Origin of the sequence: Amycolatopsis sp. MtRt-6 (assembly GCF_017308975.1) — a bacterium.
In the GTDB taxonomy this organism is placed as follows: Bacteria; Actinomycetota; Actinomycetes; order Mycobacteriales; family Pseudonocardiaceae; genus Amycolatopsis.
The window spans coordinates 18,973-43,672 of the sequence record NZ_JADWPD010000054.1 but is presented as its reverse complement, the minus strand read 5'-3'; the positions used below and the strand labels follow the sequence as shown (position 1 = coordinate 43,672).

Annotated in this window: 20 protein-coding genes; 13 read left to right on the top strand and 7 right to left on the bottom strand. The window is 73.6% G+C overall.

Annotated elements, in window-relative coordinates:
* Positions 1–204 precede the first annotated feature (204 nt).
* Entirely contained in the window at positions 205–600 is a 396-nt protein-coding gene (locus I4Q55_RS47830) for a DUF3224 domain-containing protein (RefSeq protein ID WP_206797624.1), read from the bottom strand.
* A 63-nt stretch (positions 601–663) separates the two neighbouring features.
* Here I4Q55_RS47830 and I4Q55_RS47825 point away from each other — a divergent pair, with 63 nt between their 5' ends.
* Positions 664–1,632: a YafY family protein gene (locus I4Q55_RS47825; RefSeq protein ID WP_206797623.1), complete on the top strand. Its 969-nt coding sequence runs from the start codon at positions 664–666 to the stop codon at positions 1,630–1,632.
* A complete protein-coding gene (locus I4Q55_RS47820) occupies positions 1,625–2,443 on the top strand; it encodes a uroporphyrinogen-III synthase (RefSeq protein ID WP_206797621.1) in 819 nt (272 codons plus the stop codon). The genes I4Q55_RS47825 and I4Q55_RS47820 overlap by 8 nt, the downstream gene beginning before the upstream one ends.
* 97 nt (positions 2,444–2,540) lie before the next feature.
* Here the strand turns inward: I4Q55_RS47820 and I4Q55_RS47815 are convergent, their stop codons facing one another.
* Together I4Q55_RS47815 and I4Q55_RS47810 are read right to left on the bottom strand one after the other, a co-directional pair.
* The gene (locus I4Q55_RS47815; protein WP_206797620.1) at positions 2,541–3,398 is read right to left on the bottom strand and encodes a siderophore-interacting protein; all 858 of its coding nucleotides are present in this window, start codon (positions 3,396–3,398) and stop codon (positions 2,541–2,543) included.
* Positions 3,399–3,426: 28 nt separating this feature from the next.
* Complete coding sequence (locus I4Q55_RS47810) at positions 3,427–3,750, bottom strand: MGMT family protein (RefSeq protein WP_206797619.1); 324 nt, start codon at positions 3,748–3,750, stop codon at positions 3,427–3,429.
* Positions 3,751–3,922: 172 nt separating this feature from the next.
* Here I4Q55_RS47810 and I4Q55_RS47805 point away from each other — a divergent pair, with 172 nt between their 5' ends.
* Together I4Q55_RS47805 and I4Q55_RS47800 are read left to right on the top strand one after the other, a co-directional pair.
* Positions 3,923–7,096, top strand: coding sequence for an ATP-dependent DNA helicase (locus I4Q55_RS47805; RefSeq protein WP_206797628.1), 3,174 nt, complete (start codon positions 3,923–3,925; stop codon positions 7,094–7,096).
* Between the two features lie 229 nt (positions 7,097–7,325).
* Complete coding sequence (locus I4Q55_RS47800) at positions 7,326–10,562, top strand: ATP-dependent DNA helicase (protein WP_206797618.1); 3,237 nt, start codon at positions 7,326–7,328, stop codon at positions 10,560–10,562.
* A 143-nt stretch (positions 10,563–10,705) separates the two neighbouring features.
* Here I4Q55_RS47800 and I4Q55_RS47795 read toward each other — a convergent pair whose 3' ends face one another.
* On the bottom strand, positions 10,706–11,068 hold the full coding sequence (locus I4Q55_RS47795; protein ID WP_206797617.1) for a hypothetical protein: 363 nt from the start codon (positions 11,066–11,068) through the stop codon (positions 10,706–10,708).
* 91 nt (positions 11,069–11,159) lie between these two features.
* On the opposite strand from I4Q55_RS47795, the gene I4Q55_RS47790 reads away from it, so the two are divergent.
* Together I4Q55_RS47790 and I4Q55_RS47785 are read left to right on the top strand one after the other, a co-directional pair.
* Positions 11,160–12,239, top strand: a complete 1,080-nt coding sequence (locus I4Q55_RS47790; RefSeq protein WP_206797616.1) for a TrkA family potassium uptake protein — start codon at positions 11,160–11,162, stop codon at positions 12,237–12,239.
* An 81-nt stretch (positions 12,240–12,320) separates the two neighbouring features.
* Positions 12,321–12,755, top strand: coding sequence for a hypothetical protein (locus I4Q55_RS47785; RefSeq protein WP_206797627.1), 435 nt, complete (start codon positions 12,321–12,323; stop codon positions 12,753–12,755).
* On the opposite strand, the gene I4Q55_RS47780 is transcribed toward I4Q55_RS47785, so the two are convergent.
* Positions 12,748–13,767, bottom strand: a complete 1,020-nt coding sequence (locus tag I4Q55_RS47780; RefSeq protein ID WP_206797615.1) for a neutral zinc metallopeptidase — start codon at positions 13,765–13,767, stop codon at positions 12,748–12,750. The two genes, I4Q55_RS47785 and I4Q55_RS47780, sit on opposite strands and share 8 nt — an antisense overlap.
* Positions 13,768–14,017: 250 nt before the next feature.
* Here I4Q55_RS47780 and I4Q55_RS47775 point away from each other — a divergent pair, with 250 nt between their 5' ends.
* The 5 genes from I4Q55_RS47775 to I4Q55_RS47755 are packed head-to-tail and all read left to right on the top strand — an operon-like array spanning position 14,018 to position 19,250.
* Positions 14,018–15,217 (top strand): hypothetical protein, encoded by a 1,200-nt coding sequence (locus I4Q55_RS47775; RefSeq protein WP_206797614.1) that lies wholly within the window; start codon positions 14,018–14,020, stop codon positions 15,215–15,217.
* Positions 15,211–15,852: a DUF4129 domain-containing protein gene (locus tag I4Q55_RS47770; RefSeq protein ID WP_206797613.1), complete on the top strand. Its 642-nt coding sequence runs from the start codon at positions 15,211–15,213 to the stop codon at positions 15,850–15,852. Before I4Q55_RS47775 ends, I4Q55_RS47770 begins: the two co-directional genes overlap by 7 nt.
* The gene (locus tag I4Q55_RS47765) at positions 15,849–16,988 is read left to right on the top strand and encodes a DUF4350 domain-containing protein (protein WP_206797611.1); all 1,140 of its coding nucleotides are present in this window, start codon (positions 15,849–15,851) and stop codon (positions 16,986–16,988) included. Before I4Q55_RS47770 ends, I4Q55_RS47765 begins: the two co-directional genes overlap by 4 nt.
* A complete protein-coding gene (locus I4Q55_RS47760; RefSeq protein ID WP_206797609.1) occupies positions 16,985–17,956 on the top strand; it encodes a MoxR family ATPase in 972 nt (323 codons plus the stop codon). Before I4Q55_RS47765 ends, I4Q55_RS47760 begins: the two co-directional genes overlap by 4 nt.
* 1 nt (position 17,957) lies before the next feature.
* Positions 17,958–19,250, top strand: a complete 1,293-nt coding sequence (locus tag I4Q55_RS47755; RefSeq protein ID WP_206797607.1) for a DUF58 domain-containing protein — start codon at positions 17,958–17,960, stop codon at positions 19,248–19,250.
* A 1-nt stretch (position 19,251) separates the two neighbouring features.
* Here the strand turns inward: I4Q55_RS47755 and I4Q55_RS47750 are convergent, their stop codons facing one another.
* A complete protein-coding gene (locus I4Q55_RS47750) occupies positions 19,252–20,259 on the bottom strand; it encodes a stage II sporulation protein M (protein ID WP_206797606.1) in 1,008 nt (335 codons plus the stop codon).
* 35 nt (positions 20,260–20,294) lie between these two features.
* Here I4Q55_RS47750 and I4Q55_RS47745 point away from each other — a divergent pair, with 35 nt between their 5' ends.
* Positions 20,295–21,236: an RDD family protein gene (locus tag I4Q55_RS47745; protein WP_206797605.1), complete on the top strand. Its 942-nt coding sequence runs from the start codon at positions 20,295–20,297 to the stop codon at positions 21,234–21,236.
* 108 nt (positions 21,237–21,344) lie between these two features.
* On the opposite strand, the gene I4Q55_RS50470 is transcribed toward I4Q55_RS47745, so the two are convergent.
* The gene (locus tag I4Q55_RS50470; protein WP_206797604.1) at positions 21,345–22,493 is read right to left on the bottom strand and encodes a neutral zinc metallopeptidase; all 1,149 of its coding nucleotides are present in this window, start codon (positions 22,491–22,493) and stop codon (positions 21,345–21,347) included.
* Positions 22,494–22,993: 500 nt separating this feature from the next.
* Between I4Q55_RS50470 and I4Q55_RS47735 the strand changes: the two genes are divergently transcribed.
* A complete protein-coding gene (locus tag I4Q55_RS47735) occupies positions 22,994–24,700 on the top strand; it encodes a DUF2207 domain-containing protein (RefSeq protein WP_242548034.1) in 1,707 nt (568 codons plus the stop codon).

Genomic DNA, 24,700 nt, shown 5'->3' with positions numbered 1-24,700 from the left:
TACGCCGCCCATCCAGCAACAGCCCCCGCAGATACGTCTCGCCCTTGGCCCGCTGATCCGACCGGGCCAAAGGAGCGAACACCTCCGCCGCAAAGGACTCAAGACATTGCCGGACATGGACAAGCTCGTCAGGAGTCACCGAAGCATGAAATCACCCAGCCTGCTCCACGTCCCCACGACACGCCAAGACCTAACAAAGTACTACTAGAACGCGTACTCGAAGGTGTAGCCCATCTTGTCCTCGCCGAGCGCGCCCCCGGACGTGCCGCTGCCGGTGATCCCGGCCAGCTCGCCGGTGCCCGAGCCGGGGACGACGGTGAACGTCGAGGCCATGCCCTTGGCATCGAAGGTGTACTCGTGGCGGATGATGACCGTCCCTTCGCGACCCTCGACCTTACCCTCGAAGCGCTCGAAGCTCGGCGACGTCGTCTCGCCGCTTTCGTACCCTTCGCCCGCGTAGTACAGCAGAAGGTCGCAGGTCGACTCGCCCTCGATGACACCGCTGTACGCGAAGGTGGCGCGCGCGTACGCCACCCGCGGGCCCCCTTCGCTCCCGCTGACGATCTTCTCTTCCCAGTTCTTCGTGGTGAATGTGTTCATGGGGACCACCCTGCCGGGCATACCTGTCAGCTCGTGTCAGGTATTTCTGCCAGAATTCCGGCCATGCGTGCGAGCCGCCTCCTGTCCGTCCTCCTGCTGCTGCAGAACCGCGGCCGGATGACGGCCGAGGAGCTGGCCGAAGAGCTCGAGGTCTCGGTGCGCACGGTCTACCGGGACATCGACGCGCTCTCGGCGTCCGGCGTCCCGGTGTACGCCGACCGCGGCCGGACCGGCGGCTACCGGCTGGTCGACGGCTACCGCACCCGGCTCACCGGGATGACCGAGGAAGAGGCCCAGTCGCTGTCGCTGGCCGGGCTGCCGGTGGCCGCCGCCGAGCTGGGCCTCGGCACCGTCCTGGCGGCGGCGCAGCTCAAGCTGTACGCCGCGCTGCCCGCCGAGCTGCGCGACCGCGCCGGCCGCGTCGCCGAGCGGTTCTACCTGGACGTCCCCGGCTGGCACCGGGGCATCGAAAGCCTGCCGGCGCTGTCGGCGATCGCCGACGCCGTGTGGTCGTCGCACCGGATCCGGATCCGCTACGAACGCTGGGGGCAGCGGGTCGTCGAACGGGAGCTGGAGCCGCTGGGCCTGATCCTCAAGGCGGGCAACTGGTACCTCGCGGGCCGCTGCGAAGGCACCGACCGGACCTACCGGATTTCGCGGGTGCTGGAGCTGACCGACCTCGGCGAGGTGTTCGAGCGGCCGGCCGGGTTCGACCTAGCGCGGTACTGGCAGGAGTGGTCCGAGCAGTTCGAACGCCGGATGTTCCCGCGCGTGGCGGTGGTGCGGCTTTCGCCACGGGCGCAGGCTCTCGTACCGTTCTACGCAGGTTCCGTCGGCGCCCGCGCCCTGCGCGACTGCCGGAACGAGCCCGACGCGGACGGCTGGCTCACCGTGGAGCTGCCGGTGGAGCCGGGTGAACCGGCCATCGGCGAGCTGCTGCGCTTCGGGCCGCACCTGGAGGTCCTGGAACCCGCGGACCTGCGGGCGGAGCTGGCCGAAGCGATCGAGGAGATGGGCGCGTTCTATGGGTGAGCTGAGCGGCATCGCGATCGGGGTCACGGCCGAGCGGCGGGCCGGCGAATTCATCGCGGCCCTCGAACGCTACGGCGCCGACGTCCGGCACGCGCCGACGATCACGATCGTGCCGCTGGACACCGACCCCCAGCTGCACGAAGCCACCCTGAAGGTGGTGAAGTCGCCGGTCGACATCACGGTCGTCACGACCGGCGCGGGCTTCCGCGGCTGGCTGGAGGCGGCCGCGGGCTGGGGCCTGCGGGAGCAGCTGGTGGACCATCTGCGGGAGTCGCGGATCTACGCCCGCGGGCCGAAGGCGGTCGGCGCGGTCCGCGGCGCCGGGCTGCGGGAGACGTTCTCGGCCGCGTCGGAGTCGAACGCCGAACTGTTCGAGGCCGTCGCCGCGGCGGGCGTGCTCGGGCAGCGCACGGCGGTCCAGCTGCACGGGACACCGCTGCCGGAGTTCACCGCGCCGCTGGTGGAAGCCGGCGCCTGGCTGACGGAGGTGCAGCCGTACCGGTGGACGTCGCCGCCGGACGTCACGCCGGTGTACGACCTGATCGACGCGGTCCTGGTGGGCGAGCTGGACGCGCTGGCGTTCACGAGCGCCCCGGCCGCGGCGAACTTCCTGACGCTGGCCCGCACGTCCGGCCGCTACCCGCAGCTGCTCACCGCCCTGCGCGGCGGCCCCCTGGTGGCGTGCGTCGGCCCGGTGACGGCGGCACCACTGGCGGCGGCGGGAGTCGAGACGGCCCAGCCCGACCGCCAGCGGCTGGGCGCGCTGGTGAAGCTCCTGGTCACGCGGCTCGGCAAGGACCCGGTGGAGTAGACCCGCGCCGGGCTTTGGGTGCGCCGGACGCACCGAAGGCCACATTGGGTGCGTTGAGCGCACCGAAGGCCACATTGGGGCGCTTGGGCCCGGGCGGTCAGTCCTCGTCCGCCGGCAGCTCGCCCGCCTCGGCCGCGCGGACCGCCTCGCGGCCCGCCGCCTCCTCGCTGATCCCCTGCCGCCAGTAGCCCGTGAAGCAAATCAGCCGCTTGTCGACCTCGCGCTCCCGGACCAGGTGGCGCCGCACCGACTTCACCACGCCCGCCTCGCCGGACACCCACGCGTACGGCGTCCCGCCCGGGAACGCCGCTCCGCGCAGCGCCTCGACCAACGCCTCGCCCAGCGGCCGCGCGCCGCGCAGCACCCAGTGGACCTCCACCGTTCCGCGCGTCTCGAACGCCTGCCGATCCGCGCGGTCCGCCAGCTCGACGTACACCGACGCCCGCGTGCCCGCCGGGAGCCGCTCGACGATCGCGCCGATCGCCGGCAGCGCCGTCTCGTCGCCCACCAGCAGCTGCCAGTCGCTGCCGTCGGGGGGTGCGTACAGCCCGTGCGGCCCCAGGAACGCCACCCGGTCACCCTCCCGCGCCCGCGACGCCCACGCCGAGGCCGGCCCGGAATCGCCGTGCAGCACGAAGTCGACGTCGAGCTCCGCCGCGTCGGGGCGGTGGGCCCGGACCGTGTACGTGCGCATCGGCGGGCGGACGTCGTCCGGCATCGCCAGGTACGTCCGGTACCAGGACAGCACGTCGGAGCCGGTCTCCGGCAGCACCGGCGCCTCCTGCCCGGGCAGCGGGAAGAACACCTTGACGTACTGGTCGGGCGCCCCGGCCGGCACCTCGCGGAAGCTCTCCGCGGCGAACGTCACGCGCACCATGTGCGGCGTGAGCAGCCGGACAGCGGTGACCGCCGCCCGGTGGTACGTCAAGGCCGGGCTCTCCACCTGAGTCGTCATTAGGCGAGGCTAACCTAAATATTCGGTTTTAGAACAGCCCTTCCGGTCCGTGGTCCTCCTCTCCTTCCGGCTTCCACCGGTACTTCCGCAGGTCGACGCGCTGGCCGTCGGCCAGCACGCCTTCGGCCCGCAACCGCTCCAGCTGGTCGTGGACCAGGTGCGGGGCCGGGGTGCCGTTCGCGCGCAGGATGCGGTGCCACGGCAGGTCGTGCCCGTCCTCGGCCAGGATGGCGCCGACCATCCGCGGCGACGGCGCGCCCGCGAGGGCCGCGATGTCGCCGTACGTCGCCACCGTGCCGGCCGGCACCGACTCGATGATCTCCCGCACGCGCTCGTGCAGAACGTCGTCCATGTCCCTACTGTGCCGCACGGGTACGACACTTTTCGCAACCATCCACCGCACCGCCGGGCACCTTCACCGAACGCGCGCTCGTTAAGGCGTGCCGGTGCCGCACCCGTTACTCCGGTCGTGATTCCATCGCGGGGTGAACGGGAGGCGAACGGCGCAGGCGGACGCGCGGCTGGTGCGCACGCCGATCACCGCCACACCCTCGTTCACCTGGGACGAAAGCGCCCGGCGGCTGCTCTCCGCACCCGGCGGGTTCCGCCGCGTGCTCGGCGGCCCCGGCACCGGCAAGACGGCGCTGCTGGCCTCGGCCGCCACCCGCCGCATCGCCGAGGGCGCCGACCCGGAGAGCGTGCTCGTGCTCACCACGTCCCGCAGGTCCGCCGACGCGCTGCGCGCCGACATCACGCGCCGGCTCACCGCCGACCCCGAACAGGCGCGGCCGCTGCCCCGGACCGTCCGCGAACCGCTCGTGCGCACCGTGCACTCCTACGCCTATTCCCTGCTGCGGCTGGAGGCGATGGCCGGGGAACTCCCGCCGCCGCGGCTGCTCGCCGGCGCCGAGCAGGACGTCGTCGTCCGCGAACTCCTGGCCGGTGACCTCGACGAAGAAGCCGAGTACTGGCCCGAGTCGCTGCGGCCCGCCCTGATGGTCCCCGGGTTCGCCGAAGAGCTGCGCGACCTGCTGATGCGCGCGGCCGAGCGCGGGCTCGGCCCCGAAGACCTCGCCGAGCTGGGCCGCCGCCGCGGCCGCGACGAATGGATTGCCGCCGGGCAGTTCTGGGCGCAGTACGAAGAGGTCACGCAGCTGCAGGGCGCGGGCGGCAACGCGCTCGGCGTGGCGAGCGCGCCCGCGCTGGACGCCGCCGAGCTGGTCACGTCCGCCCTGCTCGCCCTCGAGGACGACGACGAGCTGCGCGAACGCGAGCGCACCCGCGTCCGGCACCTGTTCGTCGACGACGCCCACCACCTCGACCCGCTGCAGACCAGCCTGGTGCGGGTGATCGGGCACACCGCGGCCGAGTTCGTCGTGGCCGGCGACCCCGACCAGAACGTGTTCTCCTTCCGCGGCGCCGACGCGAGCCTGTTCGCCGACGCCGACCCGGACGGCAGCCGGACCGTCACGCTCACCACGGCGCACCGGCTGGCCCCGGCCGTGCGCCTGGCCGTGGCGAAGATCGGCGCGACGCTCCCGGGTGCGTCGCCGCACCGCAAGATCGTGCCCCCCAAGGGAGCCACCGGCGGGAACGTCCGCGTCCGCGTGATGCCGACGCCGGCCGCCGAAGCGAGCTGGATCGCCGACCAGCTCCGCCGCGCGCACCTCGTCGACGGCGTGCCGTGGTCGGAGATCGCGGTGCTCGTCCGGTCGCCCGCGCGGACTTTCCTTGTCCTGCAACGCGCCTTGCGCGCGGCCGGCGTCCCGATCGGGTCGGCGACCGAGGAGCTGCCGCTGGCCAAGCAGCCCGCGGTGCGGCCGCTGCTGGCCGTGCTGAAGCTCGCGCCGTCGCCCGACCTGCTCGACGTCGACCTCGCGGAGATGCTGCTTTCGTCGTCGCTCGGCGGCGCGGATCCGTTGGCGCTGCGGCGGTTGCGGCGCGGTCTGCGCCGGCTCGAACTGGCCGGCGGCGGGCAGCGCTCGAGCGACGAACTGCTGGTGGAAGCGTTGCGCGGCGGCGACATCCTCGCCGGGCTGGCCGACGCCGAGGCCGAGCCGGTGCGGCGTGTCGGCGGGCTGCTGCGCGTCACGCACCAGGCCGTGGCGCGCGGCGAGGGCGTCGAACAGGTGCTGTGGCAGCTGTGGCGGGAAAGCGGGCTCCAGGACAAGCTGCTGAAGCAGGTCGAGCGCGGGGGTTCGCTGGGGGCGCAGGCCGATCGCGACCTCGACGCCGTCGTCGCGCTGTTCGACGCCGCGGGCCGGTACGTCGACCGGCTGCCGCGCGCGAGCGTCGCCTCCTTCGCCGATTACCTTGGTGCGCAACGGATCGCGGGCGACACCCTGGCGCCGGCGGCTGTGCCGTCCGACGGCGTCTCGCTGCTGACCGCGCACGCCGCCGCCGGTCGCGAATGGACGGTCGTCGCGGTCGCCGGCGTCCAGGAGGGCGCGTGGCCGGACCTGCGGCTGCGGGGATCCGTGCTGGGTGTGGAGCGGCTCAAGGACCTGATGGCCGGGGTCGACGACGACGCCGTCTCCCAGACCGCGCCGATCCTCGCCGAGGAGCGGCGCCTGTTCTACCTCGCGATGAGCCGGGCGAAGCAGACTTTGCTGGTCACGGCGGTGTCGGGGGAGGACGAGCAGCCGTCCCGGTTCCTCGACGACCTGGAGGAGAACGGCGCCGACGACGGCGGGCTCGACTCGCGGATGAAGCCGCCGGGCCGCTCGCTGGTGCTCGCCGAGCTGGTGGGAGAGCTGCGCGAGGTCGTCTGCGACGACAAGGCGGAGCCTGCGCGGCGGCGTCGTGCGGCGAAGCAGCTGGCGCGGCTGGCCGAGGCTCGCGTACCCGGCGCGCATCCCGCCACGTGGTACGGCCTGCTGCCGGCGTCCAGCGACGAGCCGGTGCACCCGCCGGGCGACCTGATCCGGATCTCACCGTCCACAGTGGAGATTCTGACGAAGTGCCCGCTGCGCTGGATGATCGAGCGCCACGGCGGCAGCGACCCGGCCCAGCTGGCGGCGGTGACGGGCACGCTGGTGCACGGGCTCGCGCAGGCGGTCGCGTCCGGCAGCACGGACGCGGAGCTGCAGCGCGCGCTGGACGAGGCCTGGGTGCGCGTCGACGCGGGGGCGCCGTGGTTCTCGCGGCGGGAGCGGCGGCGGGTCGAGCAGATGCTGCGGAACTTCACGACGTGGCTGGAGCGCAGCCGGGCTGAGCTCAAGGAGGCCGGGGTCGAGCAGGACATCGAGGTCGAGCTGCCGTCCGGGGATTCGGACGACGTCCGAGTCCTGCTGCGCGGGCGGGTCGACCGGGTGGAGCTCGACTCCGAGGGCCGGCCGGTGATCGTGGACATCAAGACGGGCAAGGTCCCGGTGTCGGGCGCGGAGGCTGAGGCGCACCCGCAGCTGGCGGCGTACCAGCTGGCGGTGCTGCTGGGGGCGATCGAGGGCCGGACGGAGGCGGGCGGCGCGCGGCTGGTGTACGTCGCGAAGGCCAACAACAAGACGGGGTCGACGGAGCGGTCGCAGCCGCCGCTCGACGAGGTCGGCGGCAAGCAGTGGCTGGAGCTGGTGCAGAAGGCGGCCGCGTCGGCGGCGGGGCCGGACTACCAGGCGCAGGAGAACCCGGACTGCGACCGGTGTCCGGCGCGGGGGTGCTGCCCGCTGCGCCCCGAGGGGCGGCAGGTGCCGGGGCCGTGAACTATCTGGTGAGTTCGCTCGGTGGTGTGGGGAAGTGGGCGGGCGCCGGGTTTGTGAACTACCCGGTGAGTTCAGCAGGGTGGCGGCCGGGGAGCCGATCGGGCGCCGGGCTTGTGAACTATCCGGTGAGTTCGCTCGGTGGTGCGGGGAAGCGATCGGGCGCCAGGCTTGTGAACTATCCGGTGAGTTCCTTCCCCGCGCGCGGCCCGCGTCTCCGCGAGGCGCGCCCGTGAGCCCGCTCGTCATCGCCAACCCCGTCGAGCCCGCCGAACTCGCCGACGCCCTCGGGCTGCACCGGCCCACGCCCGAACAGGCGACCGTCATCGCCGCGCCCGTCGAACCCTCGCTCGTCGTCGCCGGCGCCGGGGCCGGGAAGACCGAAACCATGGCCGCGCGCGTCGTCTGGCTCGTCGCCAACGGCATCGTCAGCCCCGATCGCGTCCTCGGCCTCACCTTCACCCGGAAAGCCGCGCGCCAGCTCGGCGAACGCGTCCGCGCCCGGCTGCGCCGCCTCGCCGGCTCCGGCCTCCTCGACCGCCTCGACCCGACCGGCGGGCTGCGGTCCACCGTCGTCGCCGGCGAACCCACCGTCCTCACCTACCACGCCTACGCCGGGCGCCTGCTGTCCGAACACGGCCTGCGCCTCCCGGTCCAGCCCGGCGTCCGGCTGCTGTCCGAGACCTCGTCGTGGCAGATCGCGCACCGCGTGGTGTCCACTTGGGACAACGAGCTCGACACCGACCGCGTCCCGCCGACCGTCACCGCCGATCTCCTCGCCCTCGCCGGTGAGCTGGGTGAGCATCTCGTCTCCACCGAACAGCTCGCCGAGTACACGTCGTGGCTGTGCCGCGTCATCGAGAACGCCCCGCGTGCCAAGGGACAGCGGGCCGCGCTACCGCAGAAGCTCACCGAAATCATGGCGGCGCAACACTTCCGGCTCGCGCTGCTGCCCCTGGTCGACGACTACCACCGCCGCAAGCGCAACGAAGGCGCGCTCGACTTCGCCGACCAGATGTCCCTCGCCGCCCAGCTGGCTGGCGGGTACCCGTCGGTCGTGCGCGGCGAGCGCGAGCGCTACGGCGCCGTCCTCCTCGACGAATACCAGGACACCGGCCACGCCCAGCGCGTGCTGCTGCGGGCGCTGTTCGGCGGCGTCGAAAACCCGCCGATGCCGGTCACTGCGGTCGGCGACCCCGCGCAGGCCATCTACGGCTGGCGCGGCGCCAGCGCGGCCAACCTGCCCCGCTTCACCACGGACTTCCCGCGCTTCGACGGCGAACGGCTCGTCCCCGCGCACGAATTCGGGCTGCTGACCAGCTTCCGCAACCCGCCGGAGATCCTGGACCTCGCGAACGCGATCGCCGAACCGCTGCGCGCCCGCGGCCTCGGCGTCGAACGGCTGCGGGCGCGGGAAGGCGTCGGCCCCGCGGACATCGCGTGCGCGCTGCTGCCGGACATCCGCGCCGAGCGCGCGTGGGCCGCCGACGCCCTCGCCCGCCGCTGGTACGCCCACCAGGAGGAGACCGGCAAGCCGCCGACCGCGGCGGTGCTGGTGCGGCGCCGTGCCGACATGGCGCCGATCGCCGCCGAGCTGCGGGCGCGCGGGCTGCCGGTCGAGGTCGTCGGGCTCGGCGGGCTGCTCGACGAGCCCGAGGTCGCGGACCTCGTGTCGACGCTGAAAGTGCTCGCGGACCCGCTGTCCGGGAGCGCGGCGGCCCGGCTGCTGACCGGCGCCCGCTGGCGGCTCTCGGCCGCCGACGTCGCCGCGCTGTGGCGGCGGGCCGGCGAGCTGTCCAGCCCCGAGAAACCCGACACGCCGGAGCTGGTCGTCGAGCGCGTCGAGCAGGCCGGGCTGATCGACGCCATCGACGAGCCGGGCGACCCGGCGCGCTACTCCGAAGAGGGGTACAAACGCATCCGGCGGATCGGCTGGGAGCTGGCCGCGCTGCGGCGGCGGCTCGACCAGTCGCTGCCGGAGCTCGTCGCCGACGTCGAACGCACGATGCTGCTGGACGTCGAATCCCTGGCCCGGCCGGGCTCCGCGGGGCGGGCGCACCTGGACGCGTTCGCCGAAGTCGTCACCGACTACGCCGAGACGGCGCCGACGGCGACTCTGCTGTCCTTTGTGGACTATCTGAACACCGCCGCGCACGCCGAAGACGGGCTCACCCCGGGCGAGGTCGAGGTCGTGCCGGACCGGGTGCAGGTGCTCACCGTGCATTCGGCGAAGGGCCTCGAGTGGGAAGTCGTCGCGGTGCCGCACCTGGTGCACGAGGTGTTCCCCGGACGGCGGCGGTCGTCGTCGTGGCTGCGGACGGCGACGTCGCTGCCGGCCAAGCTGCGCGGTGACGCCGAGGACCTGCCTGCGTTGCACATCGCGGAGGGTTACGACCGCAAGGAAGTCCAAGAAGGACTGGAGCTGCACGAAGCCGGGTTCGTCGAGCGGGAGCAGGCGGAGGAACGGCGGCTCTGCTACGTCGCGCTGACGCGGTCCGAGCACGCGCTGATCGTCTCCGGGCACTGGTGGAACGAAAGCAGCAGCCGGGCGAAGGGGCCGTCGGAATTCCTCACCGAGATCGCCGACGTGCTGCGCGAGACCGGCGTCGGGCAGCTCGCCGAGTGGGCGCCGGAGCCGACCGAGGACGACGAAAACCCGCTGGTCTCGGACTCGCGGGCGGCGCGCTGGCCGGTCGACCCGCTGGGCGACCGCCGCACCGGCGTGCAGACCGGCGTGGAGCTGGTGTCCGAGGCGCTGGCTTCCGTGCCTTCGGCGGAAGAAGAGGACGACGATCCCGACGGCTGGGTGACCGACACCGACGTCCTGCTGGAGGAGTGGGCGCGCAAGGACGATCACGTGCACCGGGTTCCGTTGCCGTCGCGGCTGTCGGTGAGCCAGCTGGTCGCCCTGGCCGACGACGCCGCCCGGCTCGCCGGCGAACTGCGCCGGCCGCTCCCGGTGGAACCCAACAGCTTCGCCCGCCGCGGCACCGAGTTCCACGGCTGGCTGGAGCGCCGGTTCGCGGGCGACCAGCTGATCGAGATCGACGACCTCCCGGGCGCGGCCGACTTCGGCGAGGCCCCCGACGCGGACTTCGAGGAACTGCGGACGGAGTTCGAGAAGAGCGAGTGGGCGGCGCGGGTCCCGGTGGCGGTGGAGGTGACGTTCTCGGCGGACGTCGAAGGCATCACCCTGCGCGGCCGCATGGACGCGGTGTTCGCCGACCCCGACGGCGGCTGGACGGTGGTCGACTGGAAGACCGGCGCGGTCCCACCGGAGTCCCGCATCCCGGCGCTGTCGGTCCAGCTGGCGGCGTACCGGATGGCGTGGGCGGCGCTGAAGGACGTCCCGGTGGAGCGGGTCCGCGCGGCGTTCCACTACGTCCGCGCGAACCGCACGGTCCGGCCGGCGGACCTGCTGGACCCGGAAGGCCTCCGCCGGCTGCTCCGCGACCTCCCCGAGGCGTGATCCGAGGGGCATCTCTCGTGATCAGAGAGGCATCACACGTGATTGAAGGGGCATCACGCGTGATCAGGCGGGTATCGGGCTGATGCCTCTCCAGACACGCGTGATGCCCGCTCAGACACGCGTGATGCCCCGCTGATCACGGGTTACGCGTTGTCGCGGACCTTCAGGGCCCACGCGATCAGCGGCCACTGCAGCGGCAGCCGGGCCCAGGCGATCGCCCGCTGGGGCGTGGTGCGCGCGTCCAGCGCCATCTTCACGTTTCCCGGGAACACGCCCAGGAACAGCAACGCCGCCGCCAGGCCGCCGAGACGGCGGGTGCGCGGGGCCGCCACCGCGGCCGCGACCGCCAGCTCCGCCACGCCCGATCCGTACGTCCAGGCCCGCCGCGACCCCGGCAACGACGCCGGGATCAGGCCGTCGAACGGCTTCGGGACCGCGAAGTGCAGGACGCCCATGAAGCCCAGCGCGGCCGCCAGCAGGTGCGCGGGCCGTTGCGAGGTTGCCATGAATGCATCGTTTCACGCGGCGGCGTGGTGTCCGGTTCGGCTATCCTCCGGGCGTGAGTGACGCTCGACACCTGCCGCTGGGAGCAGGTGCATGAAGGCCCTGAAGCGGTTGCCGCTGGGCAGTCTCACCGATCGGCCCGATCACGAGCTCGTCGGCATCCTGCGGATGCCCGAGCTGACGATCAGCCCGCTCCGCTCGATCGTCAAGCGGATCATCGGCGCGACGCTCGCGCTGCTGGCCACGGTGATCATCGTCTACCTCGACCGCGACGGCTACCGCGACGCGAACGGTGACGGCCTGTCCCTGCTGGACAGCCTGTACTACGCCACCGTCTCGCTGTCGACGACCGGCTACGGCGACATCGCGCCGGCCACGTCGTCCGCCCGGCTGGTGAACGTCCTGGTGATCACCCCGCTGCGGGTGCTCTTCCTCATCGTCCTGGTCGGGACCACGCTCGAAGTGCTCACCGAGCGCTCCCGCCAGGCGTTCAAGATCCAGAAGTGGAGGACGAAGGTGCGCGACCACACGGTCGTCGTCGGGTTCGGCACCAAGGGCCGGTCCGCCGTCAACGCGCTGCTCGGCGACGAGAACATCGCCCCGGGCCAGATCGTCGTCGTCGACACCGACCAGCAGGCCCTCGACGCGGCCAGCGCGCTCGGTCTCGTCGCCGTGCACGGCTCGGCCACCCGGTCCGACGTCCTGCGCGTCGCCGCGGTGCAGCACGCGCGCGCGGTCGTGGTCGCCCCGAACCGGGACGACACCGCGGTGCTCGTCACGCTCACCGCCCGCGAGCTGGCCCCGAAGGCGCACATCGTCGCGTCGGTGCGGGAAGCGGAGAACGTCCACCTGGTCAAGCAGTCCGGCGCCAACCAGGTCGTGGTCTCCAGCGAGACGGCCGGGCGGCTGCTCGGCATGGCGACGTCGACGCCACTGGTCGTCGACATCATGGAGGACCTGCTGACGCCCGAATCGGGCCTGGCCATCGCCGAGCGGGCGGTCGAACCGTCCGAAGAGGGCGGGTCGCCGCGGCACCTGGGCGATCTCGTGCTCGGCCTGGTCCGCGACGGTGTCCTCTACCGCATCGACGCCCCGCAGGCCGACGCCATCGAGCCGGGCGACAAGCTGCTGTACGTCAAGAAGGTGACGCAGGCGGAGAAGATCGAGCGCTGACCAGGGCGCCTGGGTTTTGCCCGCGGGATCTGGAACCATGGCCGGGTGCCCCCGCGATCCCTCGCCCTCAAGTGGCCCACGGTGGCGATCCCCGCCGCGGCGGGCGTGCTCGTCGTGCTGCTCGCCTGGCTGGCCGGGCCCGGGCTGTTGGGGATCGGCAACGACGTCCTCGGCGCGCCGGTGCAGGCGGAGGTCACCAAGCCGGCGCCGTGCGGGGCGTCGGACGCGAAGGAGACCGTGAAGTTCACCGTCACCGGGAAGACCCACGAGGGCACGCTCGACGGCTGCGGGCACGGCCAGGGCGAACGCATCGAGGTCGCCGTCCCGGAGACGCTGCCGGACCAGGGCCCGGTCGCCGTCACCGTCGCGGACACGTCGATGGGCTCGTCGGACGCCCGGCGCCCGCTGGGCCTGGCGCTGCTGGTGTTCGCGTGCTTCTCCGGCGGGATGTTCGTCTACCTCTGGCTGAGCATCCCGCTGCGCCCCAAGGCAGCCCGGCCCGAACCGGCTAGCTGACCTCGGACGACGGCGCCGCGAAGGTGTTGCAGTCGGCGATCCGGTTGCTCGTCGCGCCCGCCCGCCACCAGGCCGCGTAGTGCGCGTTCGTGCCGTGGTCGTGGCTGCGGGACGTGTTGTCGCCGCGGGTCTCCTGGTCGTTCCAGGCCTTGTTGTACATGTCGCGGGTGATCGTGCCGCCCTGGTCGACGTGCGCGCCGAGGAACATGCCCGAGAAGCACTGGGCCTGCAGTTCCTTGCGGCGCGACATCTCGAGCCCGGCCGGGCTGTTCTGGCCCGCCTCGTAGATCTTCTGCCAGGCCGCGTCCATCAGCCCGGCGACCTCCTGGACGTGGTGGCCGTACTCGTGGGCGAACAGGGCCAGGTAGACGCCGGGGTTGTTGCCGTACTGGTCGGTCTGCAGGCCGCGGAACGGGACGTACAGGTTGTTTTCGCAGTAGTACGCGGCCGTCGCGATGCCGACCTGGATGGTGCCGCACTCGGTCTCGAAGCTCGCGCCGGTCGGGAAGTGCAGCGACGGCGGCGTGAACGGCAGGCGGTAGGCCTCGAGGAAGGGGCCCCACGCGGCGTCGAGGCACTTGCTGGCGGCGGTGAAGAACGCTTCCGCGCCCGCCTGCGTGCTCTGCCAGGGCGGCAGCGTGCAGACGCGGTTCTGCAGGCCGGCGTTCGGGTCCTGCAGGATCGGGTGGTCGGCGAGCTTGAGGATCTTCTGCGGGCCGGTCGCGCTGGGCTCGGACGGCTCGGTCGCCGGGTTCGACGCCGAAGCCGGGGCACCGGCGCCACCGGGCGGCAGCGGCGCGGGACTGTCCTGGGACGACGGTGCGTCACGGAAGTTGGGGTTGGCCAGCGGGGTGTTGCCGCGGTTGAGGGCCACGATGGCGACCAGGCCGAGCACCAGCACGGCCACCGCGCCCAGGCACACGCCGATCACCGCCGCCGGCGAACGGCGCTTCGGCGCGGACACGGTGTGCGGGCGGCCCAGCCACGGGAGATCCGGTTGCGCATCCGGCACCGGCGGCGGCTGGACGGTCCCGCGAGGCGGTACCTGGCCGGGGGGCGGTTGCGTCACTAGGCAGTCCCGAAGGGTCTCGGTACGGACCGGGGGTACCCGATCCCGCCATTCAGCATATCGGGGGAATGGGGCGTCTCGCACCCGTCCGTGCGCGCGGTGTCACGGCGCGCGGACGTCACCCCAGGTCTGGCCGGGTGCAATCGGCTCTGAGAGAGTGTTGCCAACCAGGTACTGCAGGCGAGGGGCTTCGATGACAGACACCGGTGGCGCGCCCGGCGGCGAGTGCGCCGACACGCCGACTCCGAGCCAGGGCGTGCCCCCGGCTGCCGCCCCCGGATCGGGTGAGCCGAAACGGCCCGAAGATCACGCCGCGTCACCGGCGACGCCGCCGCGGGGCTGGCAGGCGCCGGACGCGCAGGCCACGCCGCCGGCGCCGCCCCCGGGCTGGCAGCACGGGCCCACCCACCAGCCGGGCGGGCTGCCGCCGTTCACCGGGCAGCAGCAGCCGCAGTACCCGCAGGCGCCGTACCAGCCGCCGCGCTGGAACCCGAACGGGCTCGGCAAGCCGGGCGTGATCGCGCTGCGGCCGCTCAACATCGGCGACATCCTCGACGGCGCGATCACCGCGATCCGCCGGCACGCGCTGCTGGTGCTCGGCATCGGCGCGGTGGCGTCGGTGCTCACCGCCGCGATCACGTTCGTGCTGCAGAAGTACATCCTCACGGACCTGGCGAGCTTCGCCACGACGGCCCAGCTCGGCCCGGCGGCGACCGATCAAGAGCTCCGCGACGCCCTCCTCGGCACGTTCGGCGACCTGTTCCTCGTGCTGATCTCCTCGTCGCTGATCACGACGTTCCTGCTGACCGTCACGACCGGCCTGATGGCCGCGGTGATGGGCCGCGCCGCGCTGGGCCGCGAGGTCAGCTTCGGCATCGCCTGGCGCGAGGTGCAGCCGCGGCTGCTGCCGCTGCTCGGCGTGGCGTTCGTCTACTCGCTCCTGAGCACCATCGGCATCATGCTCTGCATCATCCCGGGCGTGCTCGCCTGGACGTTCTGGGCGCTGGCCGCGCCGGCGCTCGTGCTCGAACGCGGGACGTTCCGGACGGCGTTCGCGCGGTCGGTCAAGCTGGTCTCCGGCGCGTTCTGGCGGGTGCTCGGCGTGCTGCTGCTGGCCAAGATCATCGAGGGGTTCTTCCAGAACATCATCTCGCTGCCGTTCACCATCGGCACGGGGACGTTCAGCCAGCTGTTCAACCCGGCCAAGGTGACCGTGCCGAGCACCGGCGACCTGCTGCTGGCCTCGGCCGGCCAGGTCATCGCCGGCACGATCTCGATCCCGTTCGTCGCGCTGGTCACCGTGATCGTCTACCTCGACCAGCGGATGCGCCGCGAAGGCATGGACATCGAGCTGGCCCGTGCCGCGGGGGTCCAGCCGCCGCAGGCGTGGTGACCTTCCGGCTCACCGACGTCCCGGTCGACATCGACCGGGACGCGGCCCGGCGCGCGGCCGAAGCGGAGCTCTCGGACCCGAAGTACCGGGACGCCCGGCCGAGCTTCCTGCAGGAGATCGGCCAGTGGCTGGGGGAGCAGCTGGAAAAGCTGCTGAACAGCCTGGCCTCGGACGTCCCCGGCGGGATCTTCGGCGTGCTGCTGGTCCTCGCGCTGCTGATCGTGCTCGCCGTGGTGATCCGGCTGCGCACCGGCAAGGTCGCCCGCGCGGCGCGGGCCGATCGCGTCGTCTTCGGCGGGCAGCGCAGGAACGCGGACGACTACCGCCGGTCGGCCGCGGCAGCCGCCGCCGCGGGCCGGTTCGACGACGCCGTCCGCGACCGCTTCCGCGCCGTCGTGCGGGCCCTGGAGGAACGCGCGCTGCTCGACACCCGTTCCGGCCGGACGGCCGACGAGGCCGCCGCCGAGGCCGGGGTGCTGCTGCCGAACGTCGCGGACGACCTGCGGCGGGGCGCGCGGCTCTTCGACGACGTCCACTACGGCGGCCGCGAAGGCACCGAAGCCGCGTACCAGGCGCTGACCGAGCTGGACGAACGCTGCCGCCGTGAGCGGCCGGTCGCCATGGCGGCCTCGTGACGACCTCGGTTTCGCCGGACGTGCGCCGGGTCTGGCGCGGCGCCCGCGTCCCCCTGGCCCTGCTCGCCCTGATCTTCCTCACCGGCGCCCTGCTCCTGCTCGGCCGCGGCGAACAGGCCTACGGCGCGCTCGAACCCGGTTCGTACGAACAGGGTGGCGCGCACGCCCTCGCGGCCCTGCTGAAGGACCAGGGCGTCGACGTCCGGGTCGCGCACACGATCGCCGAAGCGGACGCCGAAGTCGGCGACGACGCGACACTGCTGGTGACCGCCCCGGATCTGGCCCCCGCCAAGCGGTTCGACACGCTGCGGGAGCGCGCGGCCGACGTCGTCCTCGTGACGCCGGGGGAGGCGACGCTGCGTGATTCGCTGCCGCTGGTGCACCCGGCCGGGCACAGCGACATCGGCACCCTCAAGCCGCAGTGCACGGTCGCCGCGGCGGTCGCGGCCGGCGAGGCCACGCTCGGCGGGATCGGCTACGCCTCGCCCGGCGCGCGCTCGTGCTACCCCGGCGAGGACGGCGGTGGCACGCTCCTGCAGCTCGCCGAAGGGGACCGCACGACGACGCTGCTCGGCACGCCGGCGCCGCTGACCAACGCGCGGCTCGCCGAACAGGGCAACGCGGCGCTGGCGCTGCGCCTGCTCGGCGCGCACCCCAAGCTCGTCTGGTACCTGCCGACGACGTCGGACCCGGCGCTGGACGACTCCCGCCGGTCGATCTTCGACCTGATCCCGGACGGCTGGTACTACGGCGCCGCGCAGGCGTTCGCCGCCGTGGCGCTGCTGGCGCTGTGGCGGGCCCGCCGGCTCGGCCCGGTCGTCACCGAGCCGCTGCCGATCGTCGTCCGCGCGGCGGAAACGGCCGAGGGCCGGGCCCGGCTGTACCGGCGGGCGAAGGCCGCCGGGCACGCGGGTGAGACGCTGCGGGAGGCGGCCCGCGGCCGGCTGCGGACCGCGCTGGGGCTGCCGCGCGACGCCGACGCGCAGGCGCTGGTGGCGTCGGTGAGCACGCGGACCGGCCGGTCGGCGAACGACGTCGGCGCGGTCCTCTACGGCCCGCCGGTGCCGGACGACCCCGCGCTGGTCCGGCTGGCGGACGAACTGGACAGGGTGGAACGAGAGGCAGGGCGAACTTGACCAGCGGTACCGAGAACGCGACCGGGGCCCGCGACGCGCTGATCGCGTTGCGCGCCGAGGTCGGCAAGGCCGTCGTCGGCAACGAAGCCGCGGTCACCGGGCTGATCCTGGCGCTGCTCTGCCGGGGGCACGTGCTGCTCGAAGGCGTCCCGGGGGTGGCGAAGACGCTGCTGGTGCGGGCGTTGGCCGCGGCACTGGACCTGGAGACCACGCGGGTGCAGTTCACCCCGGACCTGATGCCCGGCGACGTCACCGGCTCGATCGTCTACGACGCGCACAGCGGCGAGTTCTCCTTCCGCGAGGGGCCGGTGTTCACGAACCTGCTGCTCGCCGACGAGATCAACCGCACGCCGCCGAAGACACAGTCGTCGCTGCTGGAGGCGATGGAGGAGCGGCAGGTCTCGCTCGACGGCAAGTCGCGGCCGCTGCCCGACCCGTTCATCGTGATCGCCACCCAGAACCCGGTGGAGTACGAGGGCACCTACCCGCTGCCGGAGGCGCAGCTGGACCGGTTCCTGCTCAAGCTGACCATGCCGGCGCCCTCGCGCGAGGACGAGATCGGCATCCTGTGGCGGCACGCGCAGGGCTTCGACCCGCGCAACCTCGCGGCGGCGGGCCTCAAGGCGGTCGCCGGCGCGCCCGAGCTGGCCGCCGCGCGGGAAGCCGTCGCGAAGGTGACGGTCGGGCCCGAGGTGATCGGGTACGTCGTCGACCTGTGCCGGGCGACGCGGTCGCTGCCGTCGGTGCGCATCGGCGTCTCGCCGCGTGGCGCCACGGCGTTGCTCGCGGTGACCCGGGCCTGGGCGTGGCTCGCCGGCCGCGACTACGCGACCCCCGACGACGTCAAGGCCCTCGCCCGGCCGGCGCTGCGGCACCGCCTGGACGTCCGGCCGGAGGCGGAGCTGGAGGGCGTCACCGCGGACGGCGTGCTGGACCGCGTGCTCGCGTCCGTGCCCGTGCCGCGCTGACATGGCGGTCACCGGAAGGCTCGGGGCGCTGGCGCTGTTCGGCGCCCTGGTGGTCGGGCTGCTGCTGCCGTCCACGACCGGGATCCTGGCGGTCGGCGCGGTGCTGCTGGTGCTGGTCGTCGTGGATCTCGTGCTGGCGGGCGGCGTCCGGTCGCTGACGTTCGCGCGCTCGGGCGACACGTCGGTCCGGCTCGGCGAGCCGTGCGAGGTGACGCTGGTCGTCGCGAACCCCGGCCGCCGTCCGGTGCGCGGGCAGCTGCGCGACGCGTGGCCGCCTTCGGCGGGTGCCGCGGACCGGCACGCCCTGCGCGTCCCGGCGGGCGAGCGGCGGGCCCTGGTGACGGCGTTGCGCCCGACGCGGCGCGGAGACCGGACGGCGGCCCGGGTGACGGTCCGCTCGGTGGGGCCGCTGGGCCTGGCCGCCCGGCAGGGTTCGCACGCGGTGCCGTGGACGGTGCGGGTGCTGCCGCCGTTCCACAGCCGCAAGCACCTGCCGTCGCGGCTGGCGCGCCTGCAGCAGCTCGACGGCCGCAACGCGGTGCTGATCCGCGGCCAGGGCACGGAGTTCGACTCGCTGCGCGAGTACGTCATCGGCGACGACGTCCGGTCGATCGACTGGCGCGCGACCGCCCGCGCGGCGGACGTCATGGTCCGGACGTGGCGCCCCGAGCGCGACCGGCACGTGGTGCTGGTCCTCGACACCGGCCGCGTCTCGGCGGGCCGGGTGGGCGACGCGCCGAGGCTCGACGCGGCGATGGACGCGGCGTTGCTGCTGGCGGCACTGGCTTCCCGGGCGGGGGACCGCGTCGACCTGCTGGCGTACGACCGCCGGTTGCGGGCGGCGGTGCAGGGCTCGTCGGGGGCGGCGTTGCTGACGTCGCTGGTGAACGCGATGGCGCCACTGGAGCCGTCGCTGGTCGAGACGGACGCGCGCGGGATGATCGCGGAGGTCCTTCAGCGGACGCGGCGGCGCGCGCTGGTGGTGCTGCTGACCGGGCTGGACGCGGCACCGCTGGAGGAGGGGTTGTTCCCGGTGCTGAGCTCGCTGACCGGCCGGCACGAGCTGGTGGTGGCGTCGGTGGCGGACCCCCGGGTGGCGGAGATGCTGACGGCCCGCGGCGACGCGGAAGCGGTCTACGACGCGGCGTCGGCGGCGCGCACGACGGCCGAGCGCAGCCGGATGACCGAGCGCCTGGTGCGGCACGGGGTGAGCGTGGTGGACGCGGTCCCGGAGGAGCTGCCGCCGGCGTTGGCGGACCGGTACCTGGCCCTGAAGGCCGCCGGACGGCTCTGAGTCAGGCGGCTTCGGGCAGGGCGTCGCCGGCGTCTCGGGCGTCGAGGTCGCCGGCCTCGCCGTCCTTCGCCGCGCGCCTCCCGAGCGTGTACACGTAAACCAGGAAGGCCACTTCCGCCACCACGCCGATGCCCACCCGCAGCCACGTCGGCCAGCCCGACGGCGTCACGAACGCCTCGATCACGCCGGTCACGAACAGCACGCACGTCAGCCCGAGCGCCATCACCACCACCGAACGGCCCTGCTCGGCGAGCGCCGCCGTGCGGGACCGGCGGCCCGGGTCGATCACCGTCCAGCCGAGCCGCAGGCCCGTGCCCGCCGCGACGAACACCGCCGTCAGCTCCAGGAGGCCGTGGGGGAGCAGGAGGCCGATCATCACGTCGCCGCGGCCGGCCGCGCTCATCGCGCCGATGATCACCCCCGCGTTGAGCGAGTTCAGCCAGAGCGCGCCGATCACCGGCAGGCCCAGCGCGACGCCGAGGAACAGGCAGGTCGCCGCCACCCACGCGTTGTTCGTCCACACGCGGGCCGCGAAGGACGCCGCCGGGCCGGTCGAGTAGTAGCTTTCGGCGTCGCCGCCGGGCCTGGTCAGCTCGCGCAGCTCGGCCGGGGTGCCCAGCGACGCGCGCACGACCGGGTCGCGCGCGACCCAGACGGAGATCACCGCCATCACCGCGATCGACACCAGCGCGGCCGGGATCCACCAGCGCCGCGACAGGTAGACCGCGGCGGGGAACCGGCGCGTGAAGAACAGGCCGACTTCGCGCCAGGCCGGGTTGTGCGACCCGGAAACCGCCGACCTGCCCCGGGCGACCAGATCGGACAGCCGGCCGAGCAGGGCCGGGTCCGGCGCGACCGACCGGACGATCGACAGGTGCGTCGCGGTCCGCTGGTAGAGCGTCACCAGCTCGTCGGCTTCCGGCCCGGTCAGCTTGGTGCCGCGCTTGGTCAGCTCGCCGAGCCGGTTCCACTCCGCCGCGTGCGCAGCGACGAAGACGTCCACATCCACGCCGACCACCCTATCCGGTCTATACGCTGGTCCTCGTGCACGAGGAATCGGAACTGGTCACCGGCGAAGCGGTCGTGCTGGACCTGCGCGTGGCCAAGCTCGCCAGCCGCGCGCTCGCGATGGCGCTGGACGTGCTCGTGCAGTTCGCGCTGCTGCTGGGCGCTGTCATGGTGCTCACCTTCACGGTGCCGTTCGCCGACGAAGCCCTCTTCCTGACGCTGATGCTGGTGTTCGTGGTGCTGATCATGGTCGGCTACCCGGTGACGTTCGAGACGCTCTCGCGCGGCCGCTCACTCGGCAAGATGGCGGTGGGGCTGCGGGTGGTGCGCGTCGACGGCGGCCCGATCCGCTTCCGGCACGCGCTGGTGCGCGGGCTCGCCGGCTTCGTCGTCGACTTCTGGGCGCTCGGGCTGTTCGGCGCGGTCGCGGTGATCGTGTCGCTGTGCTCGTCGAACGGCCGCCGCGTCGGCGACTTCCTGGCCGGGACGCTGGTGATCCGCGAGCGCGTCGCGGAGGGGCCCGCGTACGCGGCGATCGGCATGCCACCGGGCCTCGAGGGCTGGGCGGCGCAGCTCGACCTGACCCGCCTCCCGGACGACCTCGCGCTGGCGAGCCGCCAGTTCCTCGCCCGGTTCCGCGAGCTGCGCCCGGAGGCGTCGCACGCGCTGGGCTGGGGGCTGGCGCAGCAGGTCGGCAACGCGCTGGGCACGCCGGTGCCGCCCGGGGTACCGCCGTGGGCGTTCCTGGCGGCGGTGCTGGCGGAGCGCCGCAACCGCGACCACGCCCGCGCGTTCCAGGCGTACGCGGCCCGGCCCGGCTTCCCGCCGCAGCCGCACCCCGCCCAGCCCTTCCCCGCCCAGGCGGCTTCGCCCTGGTCACCGGCGCCGGGCGTCCCGGCCGTGGCACAGCCGGATCCGCCGACACCGCCGTCCGGGACGCCGGTGCCCGCGGAGAACCCGTTCACCCCGCCGAGCTGACCGGCGCTACGAGCGCCCCAATGTGGCCTTCGGTGCGTTCAACGCACCGAAGGCCACATTGGGTGCGTTGAACGCAACCAAGGCCACATTGGGGCGCTTGGGCCGTCGCTACGAGACGTCGCCCGGCGGCGAGAGCCACGTGTTGCACTGCTGGTTGCGGTTCTTCGTCGCGCCGTGCTGCCACCAGCTGATGTTGTGCTTGGCGCTGCCGTGGTCGCGCTTGCCGTTGCGGGCGTAGTCGTCGCCGCGGTCCTGGGCGTTCCAGGCCTCGTTGTAGATGTTCTTGTCGACCGAGCCGCCGGAGACCGACGCCGAGCCGAGGAACATGCCGGAGAAGCACTGCGCCTCGAGTTCCATGCGCCGCGACAGCTCCAGGCCGGTCGCCGAGTCGGCGCCCGCTTCGTAGCGCTGGTCGGCGAACGCCTCCGTGATGCCGGACAGGTTCTGCACGTGGTGGCCGTACTCGTGGGCCAAGATCGACAGGTACGGCCCGGGGTGGTTGCCCCACACGTCGATCTCGATGCGGTCCATCGGCATGTAGATCGTGTCGTTCGCCGAGCAGTAGAACGGCGTGACGCCGGTCGTCGTGCCGCCGCTGCCGCACGGGGTCGACGATTCCGACATCGACCGCGGCACCGCCAGCTTCGGCGACCGGAACGGCAGGTCCACCGCGCCGAGCATGCGCGACCACATCGCGTCGAGGCAGCCGATGCCGGACTGGAAGAAGCGCTGGACGCTGTTCTGGTCGGTCGCCCAGCGGCTCAGCGAGCACGGGATGTTCTGCAGGCCGTAGTCCGGGTCGCCGAAGAGCGGGTTGTTCCCGGTGGCCGCGACCGAGCGGGGGCCGGCCGGGGGCCGCGACGTCGGTGTCTGCCGCGCGGTGGTGCGGGCGGTTGTCGTTTCCTCGGTGGTCGAGGAGGTGGTTTCGGTCGTCGCCTCGGTGGTGGTCTCGTCGGCGGTGGTGCTCGGGTAGGTGCTGGAGTAGCCGGCGTCGGCGACGTGCTGCTTGTGGTTCCCGGACAGCGCAACGGCGGCGACGAGCCCACCCACGACGGCCACGATCGCGAAGAGGGCGACCGCGACGATGGCGCCGGCGTTCGACTTCTTGGCGACGTAGGGCGTGTACCCGGGCGCGAACCGCGGCCCGAAGGCGGGCGGCCCGGCATAGCCCGGGGCGACGACGGGAGGGGCGGCCGGCGGCAGCGGGGCTCGCGCGGGCGGTGGCAGAGGGCGGCCGAACGGCGGTGCGCCCGGCACTTGGCCCGGGAACGGCGCCCCGGGCGGCTGCTGTGCGGGGGTGCCGAACGGGCTGGGCGGGCCGTGCACTGCGGGCGGCCTGGCCTGCCCGGGAGCGGGTGGCTGCTGTGCCGGGGGCCCGAACGGATTCGACTGCCCAGGGCCACCGCCGGGAGCGGGCGGCTGCTGCGCGCGACCCGGGAACGGCCCACCCTGCCCAGGGGCACCACCGGAAGCCGGCGGCTGCTGCCCCGGCCCACCGCCCCGGTTCGGCGGCCCACCCTGGCCCGGCAAGGGCCGCACCCCCGGCGGCGGCAGCGGCCTCATCCCCGGCGGCGGCAACGGCCGGCGCGGGTCGTGCGGATGCGGACCAGGACCCTGCGGACCATGACCCTGCGGGCCGTGCGTCATCGAGTGGAACCCCCCGTGCGATTTCCCCGTCGGAAGCGGCGTACCTGCGGTGATCGCGCCGTTCCGGGCGTCAGCATAGATCGAGTGCTCTAGGGTGTGGTGCTGTGTCGATGAAATGGGGGACCGCCGTCGCGGTCGCCGCCGCTGTCGTCGTGCTGGGCGGGGGGAGCGCCGCCGCGCAAGGGCCCTCCGCCGGGCCCGTCCTGCCGAACCTGCCCGAAGACCAGAGCAAGAAACCGCAGCTGCTCACCGGGCAGGACGTCCAGCCGCCCGCCGGTCCCACCGCCGATGTCGCCCTCAAGGTCCTGCGTGACGGCAGCCTCGCCGTCACCGAACGCGTCACCGTCCCCGGCGGGCAGCAGCTCGTCTCGCGCGTCCCGCTGAAAGTCCCCGCGAGCGACGACCAGGACCGCGTCTTCGCCGTCCGGGACGTCAAGACCGAGGGAGCCACCAGCCAGCTCACCGGCGACCAGCTCGTCCTGACCTTCCCCGCCGGTACCAGTAGCGTCACCTACACCGTCGACGGCGCCGTCGCCGACCAGAACGGCCGCCAGCAGGCCCGGTGGCAGGTCGCGAGCGGCTTCGACACGCCGCTGACCAAGCTCACCGCTTCCCTCATCGCGCCGACGCCGCAATTGTCCCCTGTGGACTGTTTCGCCGGACCCGTCGGCTCGAACCAGCGCTGCACCCTCGCCGAGCTCGACCACACCGGCGCCGTCCGCCTCGAGCAGAACGACGTGCGCCCCGGCGACCGCGTCGACCTGCTCGTCGGCCTGCCCGCCGGCACCGTCCCGGCGAACGCGAAGTTCGCCGACATCGGCCTGCTCGCCAACGCCTTCGCGCTGACGCCGCTGACCGGCGTCGCCTTCGCCGTCCTGCTCGCCCTCCTCGGCGCGGCCGCCGTCTTCGTGTGGCGGCGCCGCAAGCAGGACGCCGGTGCGCTGCGCACCGCCACCGGCCCGGTCGAGGTCCTCCTGCGCGACGGCGACCGCGTCTTCTTCGCCAGCCCCGACGGCGTGCTGCCCGGCCAGGTCGGCACGGTCGTCGACGAGACCGTCGACGTCGTCGACATCAGCGCCACCGTGGTCGACCTGGCCGTCCGCAACTACCTGTGGCTGGCCGAGGTCCCGGGGCCCGACTGGCAGATCGCCCGCCGCAACCCGCCGGACGAGCACCTCCACGACTTCGAACGCGCCGTCTGCGAAACCCTGCTGCCGCCGGGCACCGACGCCGTGCTCGTTTCGCAGCTGAGGGCCCGCGGCGGGCTCGACCTGCGCCGGATCAGCGACGCCATGTACGCCGACGTCGTCACCAAGCGCTGGTTCTCCCGCCGCCCGGACACCGCCCGCGGCCGGCTGACCTGGCTCGGCGCCGGCGTGTTCACGCTCGGCCTGGTCGCCACCGCGGTGCTCACGTTCACCGCCGGGTACGCCCTCCTCGGCGTCGCCGTCGCGCTCGCCGGGCTCGCCGTCGTCGCGGTGGCCGCGCTGCTGCCGTCCCGCACCGCCCGCGGCCGGGCCCTCGCCGGCCAGGTCCGCGGCCTGCTCGACTACCTGCACACCGCGCGGGCCGACGACATCCCGCCGGCCGACCGCGAACTGGTGTTCTCCCGCTCGCTGCCGTACGCGGTCGTGCTGGGCGACACCGAACGCTGGCTCGGCGCCTTCGCCGCGCTCAATCCGTCGGCGGACGGCTCGGCCGGGCTGTACTGGTACGGCGGCATGGAGGCCGACCCGGATCTGCGCCGGTTCGGGGCGCGCTTCCCGTCCTTCCTGACCGCGCTCGACGGCGTGCTCACCGCCGCCGCGGCCCGCTGA

Excerpts from the sequence above, each read along its gene's own strand:
- I4Q55_RS47830 (WP_206797624.1), bottom strand. The coding sequence starts at position 600 with ATGAACACATTCACCACGAAGAACTGGGAAGAGAAGATCGTCAGCGGG.
- I4Q55_RS47825 (WP_206797623.1), top strand. The coding sequence starts at position 664 with ATGCGTGCGAGCCGCCTCCTGTCCGTCCTCCTGCTGCTGCAGAACCGC.
- I4Q55_RS47820 (WP_206797621.1), top strand. The coding sequence starts at position 1,625 with ATGGGTGAGCTGAGCGGCATCGCGATCGGGGTCACGGCCGAGCGGCGG.
- I4Q55_RS47815 (WP_206797620.1), bottom strand. The coding sequence starts at position 3,398 with ATGACGACTCAGGTGGAGAGCCCGGCCTTGACGTACCACCGGGCGGCG.
- I4Q55_RS47810 (WP_206797619.1), bottom strand. The coding sequence starts at position 3,750 with ATGGACGACGTTCTGCACGAGCGCGTGCGGGAGATCATCGAGTCGGTG.
- I4Q55_RS47795 (WP_206797617.1), bottom strand. The coding sequence starts at position 11,068 with ATGGCAACCTCGCAACGGCCCGCGCACCTGCTGGCGGCCGCGCTGGGC.
- I4Q55_RS47790 (WP_206797616.1), top strand. The coding sequence starts at position 11,160 with ATGAAGGCCCTGAAGCGGTTGCCGCTGGGCAGTCTCACCGATCGGCCC.
- I4Q55_RS47775 (WP_206797614.1), top strand. The coding sequence starts at position 14,018 with ATGACAGACACCGGTGGCGCGCCCGGCGGCGAGTGCGCCGACACGCCG.
- I4Q55_RS47755 (WP_206797607.1), top strand. The coding sequence starts at position 17,958 with ATGGCGGTCACCGGAAGGCTCGGGGCGCTGGCGCTGTTCGGCGCCCTG.
- I4Q55_RS47735 (WP_242548034.1), top strand. The coding sequence starts at position 22,994 with ATGAAATGGGGGACCGCCGTCGCGGTCGCCGCCGCTGTCGTCGTGCTG.